Source organism: Bifidobacterium merycicum DSM 6492, from assembly GCF_900129045.1.
Taxonomy (GTDB): domain Bacteria; phylum Actinomycetota; class Actinomycetes; order Actinomycetales; family Bifidobacteriaceae; genus Bifidobacterium; species Bifidobacterium merycicum.
In genome coordinates this window covers 1-12,660 of record NZ_FQTX01000001.1, presented here as the reverse complement: position 1 = coordinate 12,660, position 12,660 = coordinate 1, and the positions used below count along the sequence as shown (strand labels likewise).

The 12,660-nt window shown below is 60.9% G+C and carries 11 protein-coding genes and 1 rRNA gene; 2 read left to right on the top strand and 10 right to left on the bottom strand.

The annotated features are described in order from the left end of the window. Positions 1-9: 9 nt before the first annotated feature. Both BUB29_RS00055 and BUB29_RS00050 read right to left on the bottom strand, forming a co-directional pair. On the bottom strand, positions 10-720 hold the full coding sequence (locus BUB29_RS00055; RefSeq protein WP_051914913.1) for a single-stranded DNA-binding protein: 711 nt from the start codon (positions 718-720) through the stop codon (positions 10-12). Between the two features lie 333 nt (positions 721-1,053). Beyond that, the gene (locus tag BUB29_RS00050; protein WP_033523133.1) at positions 1,054-2,877 is read right to left on the bottom strand and encodes a proline--tRNA ligase; all 1,824 of its coding nucleotides are present in this window, start codon (positions 2,875-2,877) and stop codon (positions 1,054-1,056) included. 339 nt (positions 2,878-3,216) lie between these two features. Between BUB29_RS00050 and BUB29_RS00045 the strand changes: the two genes are divergently transcribed. Then, on the top strand, positions 3,217-4,011 hold the full coding sequence (locus BUB29_RS00045; RefSeq protein WP_033523134.1) for a response regulator transcription factor: 795 nt from the start codon (positions 3,217-3,219) through the stop codon (positions 4,009-4,011). After that, the gene (locus tag BUB29_RS00040; RefSeq protein ID WP_033523135.1) at positions 4,004-5,140 is read left to right on the top strand and encodes a sensor histidine kinase; all 1,137 of its coding nucleotides are present in this window, start codon (positions 4,004-4,006) and stop codon (positions 5,138-5,140) included. Before BUB29_RS00045 ends, BUB29_RS00040 begins: the two co-directional genes overlap by 8 nt. Here BUB29_RS00040 and BUB29_RS09600 read toward each other — a convergent pair. The 8 genes from BUB29_RS09600 to rrf all read right to left on the bottom strand — a co-directional run bounded on the left by BUB29_RS09600 (position 5,120) and on the right by rrf (position 12,451). Next, positions 5,120-5,302, bottom strand: a complete 183-nt coding sequence (locus tag BUB29_RS09600) for a hypothetical protein (RefSeq protein ID WP_143155101.1) — start codon at positions 5,300-5,302, stop codon at positions 5,120-5,122. The two genes, BUB29_RS00040 and BUB29_RS09600, sit on opposite strands and share 21 nt — an antisense overlap. 96 nt (positions 5,303-5,398) lie before the next feature. After that, a complete protein-coding gene (locus tag BUB29_RS00035; protein WP_051914911.1) occupies positions 5,399-6,823 on the bottom strand; it encodes a polysaccharide deacetylase family protein in 1,425 nt (474 codons plus the stop codon). Between the two features lie 279 nt (positions 6,824-7,102). Beyond that, positions 7,103-8,518: a DEAD/DEAH box helicase gene (locus BUB29_RS00030; protein WP_033523136.1), complete on the bottom strand. Its 1,416-nt coding sequence runs from the start codon at positions 8,516-8,518 to the stop codon at positions 7,103-7,105. 37 nt (positions 8,519-8,555) lie between these two features. Next, on the bottom strand, positions 8,556-9,203 hold the full coding sequence (orn, locus tag BUB29_RS00025; RefSeq protein ID WP_033523137.1) for an oligoribonuclease: 648 nt from the start codon (positions 9,201-9,203) through the stop codon (positions 8,556-8,558). A 382-nt stretch (positions 9,204-9,585) separates the two neighbouring features. After that, a complete protein-coding gene (locus BUB29_RS00020) occupies positions 9,586-10,275 on the bottom strand; it encodes a phosphatase PAP2 family protein (RefSeq protein WP_234356134.1) in 690 nt (229 codons plus the stop codon). 572 nt (positions 10,276-10,847) lie between these two features. Continuing rightward, positions 10,848-11,699, bottom strand: a complete 852-nt coding sequence (locus tag BUB29_RS00015) for an IS3 family transposase (protein WP_081966294.1) — start codon at positions 11,697-11,699, stop codon at positions 10,848-10,850. After that, the gene (locus tag BUB29_RS00010) at positions 11,648-12,193 is read right to left on the bottom strand and encodes an IS3 family transposase (RefSeq protein ID WP_033523138.1); all 546 of its coding nucleotides are present in this window, start codon (positions 12,191-12,193) and stop codon (positions 11,648-11,650) included. Before BUB29_RS00010 ends, BUB29_RS00015 begins: the two co-directional genes overlap by 52 nt. 141 nt (positions 12,194-12,334) lie before the next feature. Next, positions 12,335-12,451, bottom strand: a 5S ribosomal RNA gene (gene rrf, locus BUB29_RS00005). Between the last annotated feature and the right edge of the window lie 209 nt (positions 12,452-12,660).

Below are 12,660 nucleotides of genomic sequence, written 5' to 3'. Positions count from 1 at the left end.
TTCCCACGATCAGAACTCCGGTTCCTCGGAGGGGTTGACGGTAGATTCAAACTGGCTTTGCGCCACATGCTGTTGACCTCCAGTGTTCGGTGATTGACCGGTTTGCGGCGGTGTTCCGGACGGGACCGCGCCATTGGGCGCGAACCCGTCCAGCGCGCCGCCGTTTTGCATATTGCTTGACATACCGTTCTGCATACCGTTCTGCATACCGTTCTGCAGCTGTGCGTCATATTGCGGCTGCGGCGTTCCACCCGCCTGCGCGTAGGGGTCGATGCCCACGCCGCCAGTCCCGCCCATGGCACCGCCGCCGGGAGCCCCGCCGGCATTCCCCGTATCCCCATTTCCTTGCTGCGCACGGTTCATTCTGAAGAACGTGGATGCGCCATAGTTCAGGTCATGCCCGACCGCGCTGGCATCCATCACGAGCGCCGTGCGGTTCACTCCATCCTTCGTCCAGCGATCCATACGCAATGCGCCCGTCACGACCACCGCATCACCCTTGTGCAACGACTGCATCACGTTGGTGGCCAGCGTCCGGTATGCACGGACCTTGATCCATACGGTTTCCCGCGATCGCCATGCTTGCGCGGACTGGTCGAAATACCCGGAGGAGACCCCCACATTGAACGAACATGCCGGATTGTTCGGATCGCGGGAGAAACTCACGGGATCCATGCCGAGATTGCCGGTAAGCGTGATGGTTCCTTGCTGCCCTGCCATGATGTTTCCTTTCCGTCGGCAACGAGTTGGACCGCACCGCCGCGCCGTTGAGGCAATGCGGTGTTCCAAGCATGCCGTAGCACCGGTCCCCCAAGCCAGCGGAATCGACCCCTGTGGTCGACACGCCCAACGCCGGGCGTGTTGTGGATAACCGGTGGATAACCTTCGGGTTATCCACCGCGCCGCCGATGCCATCGCCACAGCCGACACCAATACCGTCACCACAACCAACAACCAACGAAAAATCCCCCGCATGCCATGCATACGGGGGATTTCGACATCACACGCCATAGGCCGCGATCCGTCACGGCCAGGGCGCTCGGTCCAAACCGATCAGATGCGCTTGAGCAGCGTCTCCACGGCTTCGGCGGCGGGGACCACCACCTTGTTGTCGCCGTTGCGATCGCGGATCTCGATGGTGCCGTCGTTCACGTAGTCGCGGCCGACCACGGCGATCTGCGGCACGCCGATCAGCTCGGCATCCTTGAACTTCACGCCCGGGGAGACCTTCTTACGGTCGTCGAAGATCACTTCGACACCCTTGGCTTCCAGTTCGGCGATCAGCTGTTCGGCGCCGTCGAAGGCCTTCTCGTCCTTGCCGGTGGCGACCACATGCACCTGCGCGGGGGCGATGCAGGACGGCCAGGCCAGGCCGCGCTCGTCATGGTGCGTTTCGGCGATGCAGGCCATCACGCGGGACACGCCGATACCGTAGGAGCCCATCCACACCGGAACGGCCTTGCCGTTCTGGTCGAGCACCTTCAGGCCCAGGGCGTTGGAATACTTGAGACCGAGCTGGAACACCTGGCCGATTTCCACGCCACGCTCGAAGCTCAGCGGGCCGGAGCCGTCGGGGCTCATATCGCCATGACGGACCTGCACGGCCTCGACGGTGCCGTCGGCTTCGAAGTCGCGGCCGTACACCAGATCGTAGTAATCCACGCCGGCCTCGTCGGCGCCGGTGAACCATGCGGAACCGCGGGCGATATGCGCGTCCAGCAGGTAGCGCAGCGCGTCGCCGGTTTCCTCGGCGTTTTCGGCCTTCTTGCCGTCACGCGCCTGCGGGCCGAGCACCATCGGTCCGATGTAGCCCTTGACGAGTTCGGGGTGCTTCTTAAGGTCCTCTTCGGTGGCTTCCTCGATTTCGGCGGGGGCGAACTGCGCTTCAAGCCGCTTCATATCCACCACGCGATCGCCGGGCACGCCCACGACCACGAGTTCGCGCCACGGTTCCTCGTGGTTCTCGTCCTCGGCATGCTTGACTGCGATGACAACGTTCTTCAGGATGTCGGAGGCTTCCCATTCACGGCCGTCGGTGCGCGGGTGGTTGGCGTTGGCGAAGGCGACCATCTGGTCGATGGTGCCGGCGTCCGGGGTCGGGCGCTTTTCGGCCGCAGGGGTGTTGGAGTAGTCGATTGCGGGCGGTTCCGGGGTAGTCAAGGCTTCGACGTTCCAGGCCTTGCCGGACGGGGACTGCGCGAAGGTGTCTTCGCCGATCTCCATCGGGGCGAGGAATTCCTCGGATTCGAATCCGCCCATCGGGCCGGCCATGGCGTGCACGGGCACGTAGTCGAGGTCGAGACGCTTGAAGATACGCTCGTATGCGCCGCGCTCGTCCATGTAGGCCTTGACCAGTCCCTCCTTGTCGAGGGTGAAGGAGTAGGCGTCCTTCATGATGAATTCACGACCGCGGATCAGGCCGGCACGCGGGCGGAACTCGTCGCGGTACTTGGTCTGGATCTGGTACAGGGTCACCGGCAGATCCTTATAAGAGGAGTACAGGTCCTTGACCAGCAGGGTGAACATCTCCTCGTGGGTCGGGGCCAGCAGGTAGTCGGCCTCGTGACGATCCTTCAAACGGAAGATGTTGTCGCCGTACTCTTCCCAACGATGGGTGGCCTCGTACGGTTCGCGCGGCAGCAGGCCGGAGAAATGCACTTCCTGGGCGTGGATGGAGGCCATTTCCTCGCGGATGATGTTCTCGATCTTGTTCAGGACGTTCAGGCCCAGCGGCAGCCAGGTCCAGATGCCGGGGGCCGCCTTGCGCAGGTAGCCTGCACGCTGCAGCAGTCTGTCGGACACCACATCGGCATCGGCGGGGTCTTCGCGCAGTGTGCGCAGAAACATAGTGGACATACGAAGAGTATTGGAAGTCATAGGTTCCAAGATAGCGCTACCCGCACCCACGATGTGAGGTCACGTCGATGCCAGCGCATGATTCGGTTTCCCAGTTGCGCTGAAAACGATATCATCCTCGCCTGAACTCGACGGAAGTGGCTGGCTGGATCAATCGCCGCAACATCGCAACAAACCAGCCACAATCTGAGTTCAGGGCCTCACCCGCGCTCCACTTTAACGCTATGAAACGCGGCACCACGCAAAAATGCACAAAGTGCAACAAATGTTGACCCCCGTCGCGCCCCCATGACGACGCAAATACCGTTTTTTCGCTGTCTTTCCACGGAAAACGCGGTATCCATACGTCCGAATCACCATGTGGAATCACTCCAGATCGGCGGTTTCAAGCCCTTTTTCACGGTGCTAAAGCATCATCGCACGCGCGGAAACGCCTACGTAAAACTTCACCTCGATGTATGCTACAGAACCATGAGAGAAGCGGCTTTTGATGGAGATAGGGGCGAATCCATTTCCCTGGCGATAGTGGATAACGATGCCATCACCCTGTACGCGTTACGCAAGCTTATCGAGAATACGCCGACGCTCACCATACTGTGGACGTCCGAAACCGGGCAAGAGGCGTTGACGCACTGTAAGAACAAACACCTACCCGACGTACTCCTCGTCGACATGGCCTTGTCCGATATGCCGGGAACCATGCTCTGCCGTCAGCTTAGAGCCACCGGCCCCACGCCGAGCATACTCGCGTTCACCTCGTATCCATTGGATATGTATGCCGCGGATGCGGCTCAGGCAGGAGTCCAGGGAATCATCACGAAAAACGATTTCATGACTTTGGCGAAGGCTGTCAGAAGCGTGCATGAGGACGGCGTATTCCCATATACGTCGCAGGAAGACGTCATTTTCGAAACGGCGGAAGCCGCATACGACCGCATCAGCAGCATGCCGTCGGATCCCGCGGCCACGCTCACGCTCAGCGAAATAACGGCCCTGAATCTCACCGCCCGCGGTATGAGTTCGAAGGAAGTCGCGAAACAGATGGGGGTCAAGCCCGCGACCGTACGAACCTACACCATGCGCGCCCGTTCCAAGCTCGGCACCACCACGCTGGGCGAAGCACTGGTCAAATGGCAGAGGGCAAAGCATGTTTGATCGATTCCGTCATGCCGTACTACGCCCAACCGACGCGTCGTTCTTCCTGAATCAGACGAAGTACCGGGCACTGATCAGCTTCGTATTCATCGCGATATCCGCGTTCATGTGCATCGGCTCCTTCAGCGCACTGTACCCCGGCCCCTATGGGTGGGCGGTCGCAAGCGTGTATTTCCTGACGCTCGCCCTGCTTGCTTTCCACCCTGTAACGGCAAGTCTGTTCTGTCTGGTCGTATACGTCATGCTGCTGTTCCACCCCACCCTTGTGGCGGGAAGCGAGGAATGGGGCATGTTCCTGTCGATCGCGTATCTGGCGTTCTATCTGCGGCGCGCACCTTCCGTCACCGCCGTCGTTCTCCTGATCACCATGGAGGCTTTGGAGACCTATCGGTCGGGCATGCCTATCGATTATCTTGTGGGCACCGCCACCATCGATCTCGTCGCATACCTCATCGGCGTGCTGTTCACTCATGAGGAGCATCTCTCCCAGCTCAGGCTGACGGAACGCAACCAGTTGATAGCGTCGGATCTTCACTCGGCGATCACCAGCGAACTCTCCTCGATCGTCCTTCTGGCGCAATCGCATGACGAGCATGACAGCGGCGGAACCAACGCGACTCTGGATCGCATCAAGGACGTGGCGCAGATCGCCCTGTCCAACACGCACGGCCTTATCCGCACCTTGTCCAGCAAAGATCGCGGCACCGCTTGCTCCGACGAATCGACACACGTCACGGATGAACTGCTGGCATATGTAAGGGAGCAGGATCGGAATCTGCAATCGATGGGGTTCCGAGGAGTCGTCTCGATCCATGTCGATTCGGCGCCCCTGTCCGAAGATACCTTCCTACTGGCGAAACTCTGCGTCAAGGAAATTTACGCCAATATCGCCCGCCATATGTCGAAGCGATCCGGCGAGTATCATTTCGGCATCGCGGTGACCCCGACAGAGCTCGCGATCACCGAAACCAATCCGGCGGACGGCGACCCCAACGAGCTCTCATCGGGCTTCGGTCTGAGCCTGCTTCGTCATCAGGCTGAGATATCGGGAGGAACGATGCGCAACGGCATTTCGGATGGCATGTGGCGCATCGATGTCACGATTCCGCTACTTCGCCTTGCATACTGATGCGCATGCTGCGATTTTCTTGCACGTAGGGTATGACGGGCATGCGATGCGGGTGCTATCGCCTGCATCGCCGTCACCCGCATTGGCCACGCTGGCGCTCGCCGCCGGCGCAAACGCCATCACACAGGTCAGCAGGCCGGAAACCGCCAATCGAATCATCACTTCACGCTCCTCATTTCGCTATCGTCAAACCCCTATTATGCGTCGAACCGGATTTGGCGGCAGCTTAGAGACCACTATGTGCCCCGCTGAATACAGTCATTCGGCGTCGCGTTGCACGTCGTTCAGGCCGTACGCCACGTCGCCGGGCCGAATGTCACCGGCAAACAGCGTGTTCACCGTGACCAGGGTATACCCCTTGTCCTTAAGCCCTTTAATGATCTTCGGCAGCGCCTTGGCGGTCGTGGCATTGCCGTCATGCAGGGAGACGATGGAACCGGAATACGCGCCGTCGACCACACGCTTGGTTATGGCGTCGGCACCAAGCTTGTCCCAATCGCCGGAATCCACGCCCCATAGGATCATGGCCTGCCCGGAATCCCTGGCCTGCGCGCGCAATGCGTCGCCCCATGCGCCATCCGGAGGGCGGAATAGCGTGACGTCCTTCCCGCTTGCCTTGGAGATCACTGCATCAGTGTCGTCGAACCATTTCCTCAGCTGCTCGGCGGGCATGCCATGCATCTGCGTATGCCGCCATGAGATCGAGCCGACATCATGCCCCTCCCCGGTCATGCGCCTGACAAGCCCCACATTGGAACCGTTCACGAACTGCCCCTGCAGGAAGAACGTAGCCGGCACACCGGCGTTCTTCAACGCATCGAGCACCTTCGACGTGTTCGTTTTGTTCGGCCCGTCATCGAAGGTGAGTGCCACGCACTGGGTGAAATGGCAGTCGAGCGGCATGGACGCGATAATATCGTCGACAACGCCCTTCAGTCGGGCGAATTCGTCGTTCAGGGCGGTCACATCGTCGCTGCTTGCCGTATCAAGGGTGTGCTTGGCGGAGGCGAGTTCCGTCTCCAAAGTGCTCCGCTTGGACTCGTCCACCTTGCCCTTGGACCGTTCCAGTGCGAGTTCGCCGCGGGAGATGAGCTTGGACAGCTGCTTGCGCATGTCCTGCGCGTTCATCCCGTCAATCATCTGCTGCAGCGTCTGCGAATCGTATTGCACCGTAGTCAGGCCGTTCACCATGACCGTCCTCGACCTGCCGTAACTGTCGGCAAGGTCCGAGAGCTCCCCGCGCGACTGCTTCGCCGAGCATTCCTTCGCTGCGAGCTTTTCGACGCCGCTGCCGCGCAGGCTGTCCACCTGTTGCCGCAGCCGGTCGCGGGCGTCGCTGTCGGTGATGGATTTCGTCTCCTTCAGCAGAGTCGCCGCCTTGCTCATGGCCAGCGTATAGGAGGTATATGTTCTGATGTAATCCGTGCGCGCCGACCGGCAGTCGGCGAGCGCCGCCGCATGGGCCCGTCGATTGTTCGCCATGGCCGCGCCGATGACGTTCCAGCCGGCGAATACCATGCCTGCCGCGAATATCGCGATAAGAGCACCGACGATTACGCGCCGTTTCCTGCCGGTGGCCTTGCCGCTCCCATCACCGCCCGATTGCCCACCGGTGTCGCCATACTCCTCACCGCCAAGATCGCGCAGCTCGTCCATGCCGTCGCGATTACGATCGTCGCTCATCCAGTCCCCCTTCGTCATCAAGCCAGGGTTCTTATCCGTTACCCTGCCGCTCCGTACCGGCGGATTCTTGGATATGGCCTCCCCTTCGATTATCCTATCGCCGCTAACTCCCCATCCCAAGCATAAAAAGACAAACGTTGTACTAGAACAACAAGATAATCATTGGGATTTTATTAATACAAACTTACTCGCCTCCGATCAGGCATGATCGGAGGATAGGAGCAATAAGTTATCAGATTAGCAAAAAGCGTCTTTTTCGCCATCAAATGTTGTATGCGCCTAGAACAGCGCGTCCTGGGCGAATTCGTTTTTTGATTCGTCGGTGGCTTCGGCGTTGCTGGGTTTGAACACGCTTGCCCCCTCATCGGCCAGCCGCGCCGAGGCTTCACGGGAAGCCGCGCGAAGACTGCCATCAAGCATCACCGCATCCGGCGAGACGAGGAACATGCGCTCGTTCGCTCCGGCCAGGTACAGCCCCTGCAGCGATTCCACACGGGAGAGCGCCACATACCCCATGCCGGGCGCGAAGGTGCGGCGCAGATCCATTACCGCGCGGTCAAGCGTCATGCCTTGCGACTTGTGGATCGTGATCGCCCACGCGCAGCGCAACGGCACTTGGTTCACGCTGGCGAGCACGGTGTCACCGTCCATCATCTCCCAGCAGTCGGGTTTCATGGTGACGATATTGCCGTTTTCGAATTCGACGATCGGCCAACCGCCTTTCGCCTCCGGTACGAACGCCCGTACCGTGCCAAGCGACCCGTTGACGAACTGATGATTCTGATCGTTGCGCACGGCCATCACCGCCGCACCGGTTTTCAACTGCAACCGTTCCGGCGCGAGCATGTTGCGTTTGAGCCGTTCCACCAGGTTCGCCGGGCCGGCCGCCGTCGCGACATACTCGTGCGGCTCCTCGGGGATCTCGAACAGGCGCATGTCGTTCAGCGTGTCCGCCTGTTTGTTCACGGGGAACAGGTTCACCGCCTGCTGGCCGGGTTCGGGCAGCACGCCGAGACGTGTCGCCAACGCGGCACGGTCGTCATCGTTGACGTTTCCCTGCCGGATGTCGGTGAGCACGCCCAGCAGCCTGCCGTCGTCCTGACGGTGCTGTTCGGTCAGATAGCAGACGGTGCAATCGAGTTCATCCCACACCAACGATTCGGTGATGAACCCTTCCGGATCCTTGCCCAAACTGGCGTACCGTTCACGTGACGCCACGAATTCCGGGGTCGGCGCGATCAGATCATGGTTGCGGTTGGAGGTGCTGACCGGCGGCAGCTGGAAGAAATCACCGCAGACCACGACCTGCAGCCCGCCGAACGGACGCGGGTCGAGGCGGATTCTGCGGCACACCTGATCGACCATGTCGAACAGCCAGGCGTGCATCATCGACACTTCATCGATGATGAGGATGTCAGCCGCCTGCAGTTTGCGTTTGCGGCGCATACGGATCGTCTTGAACAGACGGTCGCTCAGCGAGGTGGCCAGACCGATGCCGCTCCAGGAGTGGATGGTCTGACCGTTGATATGCGTGGCCGCGATGCCCGTGGATGCGGTGACCGCGACGTTCGCGCCTTCCGCACGCGCCGCACGTACGAACTCGTTGAGCACGTACGTTTTGCCCGCGCCGGGGGCACCTGTGAGGAACACGTTCGCCCCGACGTTCAGAATGGCCAGCGCCTCCGACTGTTGCATATCCCTCCTCGCCTCGCGGGGTTCGCGTCACCTCTGCTTACTTGTTCAGGATGCTCGTGGCCACGATATCGTCGGCCAGGGCCTTGGCATCGGCATCATCGGGGCCGGGGGCCGGGGCCATGAAGGCCTTGCGGTAGTAGCGCAGTTCGTCGAGCGATTCGATGATGTCCGCGAGCGCACGGTGACCGCCGTTCTTCGGCGGGCGGTTGCGGTACACGGCGGGGTACCAGCGGCGTGCGAGCTCCTTGAGCGTGCTCACGTCGATGACACGGTAGTGCAGATGTTCCATGAGTCCCGGCATGTAATGGTCGAGGAACTTCTTATCGGATCCGATGGAGTTGCCGGCCAGCAGCGGCTTGACGCCGTCCGGGGTGAACCGCTTGACGTACTCGACGACCTTGGCTTGCGCCTCCTCCAGCGACAGTCCGTTCTCCCATTCGTTGATCAGGCCGGAACGGGTGTGCATGTTGCGCACGAAATCGTTCATGTGGTCGACGGCCTTCTGGCTGGGCTTGATGACGTAGTCGACACCTTCGTCCAGCACGTTCAGGTCGAAATCGGTGGGTACCACGGAGACTTCCACCAGTTCGTCGCCGAAGATATCCAGACCGGTCATTTCGCAGTCGATCCAAATCAGACGCGACCCTTCCGCGGTGTATGTTTCGCCGTCATGCGCATCTACCATCGTTGCCTCGTTTCATTGTCGTGTTCTCATGTACGGCCGGGAAGCCGAACATACGAAGATACCGCGAGGTAGGGAGAACGTCAGTGCGGATCGCACCTTGCCCTTGCATCCAGGTCTGCCGTGCCCATCGTCAGCATGACCGGCTCCTACACGATCATGTTCCCGACCGCCATCGCCATAACCACCATCGCAGCCATCTCCGTCCTCGGCATCAAGCGCGTCTGATTATCGCATCAGGCCATACGAATCGACGATCCACGCACCGCATACGATAAGGCCAGCTGGTGGGGCGTCTCGGAATCGCCTCTCCCTATTCCCATCGCGACGCCCTACCCGCGGGCTTCGTCACGCATTCGTCTCGAATGTCGCGTCTGGTCTTGCGTCATGCCTTCGCTATGCGCATGTCCTCCCGCAACCGCCACAGCATGTAGGAAATCAGCGGGCAGACGATGGCCGACGTGACCACATCGGTCGGAAAATGCAATCCCAATAGCAGTCGGGAACATGCCACCATGATGACGATGCCCACGCCCACGACGGCCGCGCAATGCTCATAGGTTCGTACAATGGATGAGGTGTCACTCCCCCGTCGTTCCGCCGAGGGAACCTGATCGGCGTATTCGGGTACGGTTCCCGACGTATTGCCGGACTTCCGGTAGGCGGCGTTACGCACCGTCAGCACGATCATCACCGCGACGATGGCCGCGGCGGCGGTGTGTCCGCTGGGGAAGCTTGGATCGCCCGGCAGCAGCGCGGAATCGGCGGCCGTCACCGGACGGGGACGTTCCACAAGCCATTTGATGCCCGTCACATATGCGAACGGCAGTGCGGCGATGATGACGTCACCTATTACCGCACGTATCGATCCGACGATTCTGAAGTCGATGACGGCAAGCACCACCAGGATCGATATGCACCCAAGCGTGGAGAACATGAACGCGAGCACCGTGGAGCAATCCCTGAGGCTTTCCGGCCATGCCGTCAATGCACGCAGGATGTTCGTCTCGAAAACGGCTACGTTCGTCGATGAGCGTAGCCGGAACCCTATGAAGGGGATAATCAGACAAATCATTGCAGTGATGATGACACTTGCCGTTGTTCTTCTGTTCAAACGCATACCCGCCATTCTTGCATTCCAGCCTCGTTATTGACCACACTTTGTCGGTGACATCCACGGGAAGCGCACGTATTGGCCAAAATCGTACAGAAACGCCCTTCAGAACCGATATGACTCAAAAGATGGGCAACTTTACGTAATTCACATGTTCCGACATTCCTTGAGGGCTTAATGTCATCGCCAAATTCATTCGTCGATCAAACGGGCGATATGTCGAACATGACTGTCATCAGGCGATTGAGCATCAACCGATTACTCGTCGGCATGGTTCCAAGATGGTGGACGCAGCGCATGGAAAACGCGGGCGGTACGGAGGAACATCCTATATCTGTCTCGTCTGATCCATGTATTCCCAGGCCCCGGATACGCGGAAGACCCCCGGGGCATGCGCGTCGCGCGCATCCGGGGCCCGAAGACAAACAAAAAAGGAAAACCGGGGGCCGATCCCCCGAGGAAAAGGAAGGGAACCCGGGAACCGGAATTGAACTGCGCCCCGATTGTTGGACGCTGTTTATTAGGATACAGTCTCAGGCCACGGGGGACGCACCCCGGAACTCCTCCGGGGTGCGTCCCCCGAGCCGTATCTGGCGTCGCTTGGTGTTCCAGTGCACGATGTACGCGTCGAGCTCGGCCCTGAACCGTTCGTACGAGCCGAACGTCCCCCCCCTGTGGAACTCGTCCTTGAGGTGGCCGAACACCTGTTCGGTCGCGGCGTTGTCCAGGCAGTTGCCCTTGCGGCTCATCGACTGGCGTATGCCCAGTTCCCCGAGCCTGTCCCTCCACCACTTGTGCTGGTACTGCCATCCCATGTCGGGGCGCGGGATCGGGGCCGCGCCCGCGGGCAGGCGTTCCGCGAGCATCGCGAGCAGCCGTTTCTGCTGTTCGAGGTCGGGGCTGCGGCTGATGTCCCAGGCGACGATCTCCTTGCTGCCCATGTCGTACACCGGCGCGAGGTACGCCTTACCTCCCGCGACCTTGAACTCCGTGACGTCGGTGCCGAGCTTGGCAAATGGCCGCTCGGCCGTGAAGTCGCGCTTGAGCAGGTCCGGCACCCGTCCGCCGGAGTCGCCCCTGTACGAGCTGTAGCGCCTCCACGGGTTCGCGGCGCGGATCCGGCACCGCAGTCCCATGCGGCGCATGACCCGGAGCACCGTCTTGGCCGACACGCGCCGACCGAACTCGCGGACCAGGCACATGCGGACCTGCCGGTGGCCGCACCCGTTGGCCGTCCGCCTCCAGATCTCGCGGATCGGGGATTCCAGGTCGGGGCGTGTCACATGCTCCGGGTGCGACAGGTGGTGGAAGTACGTGGATCTGGCCAGCCCCGCTATCTCGAGGAGGTGGCCGAGGCGGTGCCCGAGCCCTGCGAGCCGTTGCACGACGGCGCTCCGCTCGCGCCTCGTGACCTCGACGCCCGCAGGGCGCGCACTTTTTCCAGGTACGCGACCTCCTCGGCGAGCTCCTGCTCGCGCGTGGGCTTCGCCTTCGGTTTGGACCTCGCGCCCTTCGGCCTGCCCTTGGGCTTGGGGCGCAGCGCCTCGGCGCCGCCGACCCGGTAGTCGCGGCACCAGCGTTCCAGCGCGGTGACGCTCACGATCCCGTACCTGGCCATGGCCTCGGCCTTGGTCGCGCCGTTCTCGACGCGGTCGCGCGCGGCCGCGACCTTCGTCTCCCAATCGTACCGCCTGTTGCCCTTCGCTCCCATGACCGCCTCCTCGCCGTTGGATCTGTACAGCAGGATCCATTTTCTCGCGGTCTGCTTCGGTATGGCAAGCCTGCGGGCGAGCGATTTGCTTCCCGCCCCGGCCTTGATGAGTTCCAAGGCCTCGCGCCTGAACTCGTCGTCGTAGTGTTTCCTGCGGTCCGTACGCATATGAAGAAACCGCACCTCCGATCATCGAATCTGAATTTCTTCAGTCCAACAATCGGGGTGCGGTTCAAATCCCCCTAGTATGACGAGAGCCCTTGGGAATCCCGGAGGACTCTACCAAGGGCTCAACGCCATCAACAATAAAAGCGGCGACGTGCTACTCTCCCACACCCTCTCAGGTGCAGTACCATCGCCGTGCAAGGCCTTAGCTTCCGGGTTCGGAATGGGACCGGGCGTCTCACCTTGGCTATGGTCGCCGCAAATCTTCAACCTATCCCCCCCCCGCCGGGGGGACGGTGGCATGTGGCGGTTCGGGAACCGGACAATGGACGCGAATTCGTTCCGTGGACCAAACGGATGCTCCCTGCCGGGGGAACAAGCCGAAGGACGCAATACGGGCAACGCCAAAAACAACATGGCGTGTTGTGTGATTGCCTTTCCCCCGTTAGTACCGGTCAGCTCCACCCCTT

Bases quoted from the DNA above. Each gene is read 5' to 3' on its own strand.
- BUB29_RS00030 (WP_033523136.1), bottom strand. From the start codon at position 8,518: ATGCAACAGTCGGAGGCGCTGGCCATTCTGAACGTCGGGGCGAACGTG.
- BUB29_RS00020 (WP_234356134.1), bottom strand. From the start codon at position 10,275: ATGATTTGTCTGATTATCCCCTTCATAGGGTTCCGGCTACGCTCATCG.
- BUB29_RS00035 (WP_051914911.1), bottom strand. From the start codon at position 6,823: ATGAGCGACGATCGTAATCGCGACGGCATGGACGAGCTGCGCGATCTT.
- BUB29_RS00010 (WP_033523138.1), bottom strand. From the start codon at position 12,193: ATGCGTACGGACCGCAGGAAACACTACGACGACGAGTTCAGGCGCGAG.
- BUB29_RS00055 (WP_051914913.1), bottom strand. From the start codon at position 720: ATGGCAGGGCAGCAAGGAACCATCACGCTTACCGGCAATCTCGGCATG.
- BUB29_RS00050 (WP_033523133.1), bottom strand. From the start codon at position 2,877: ATGACTTCCAATACTCTTCGTATGTCCACTATGTTTCTGCGCACACTG.
- BUB29_RS00040 (WP_033523135.1), top strand. From the start codon at position 4,004: ATGTTTGATCGATTCCGTCATGCCGTACTACGCCCAACCGACGCGTCG.
- orn (WP_033523137.1), bottom strand. From the start codon at position 9,203: ATGGTAGATGCGCATGACGGCGAAACATACACCGCGGAAGGGTCGCGT.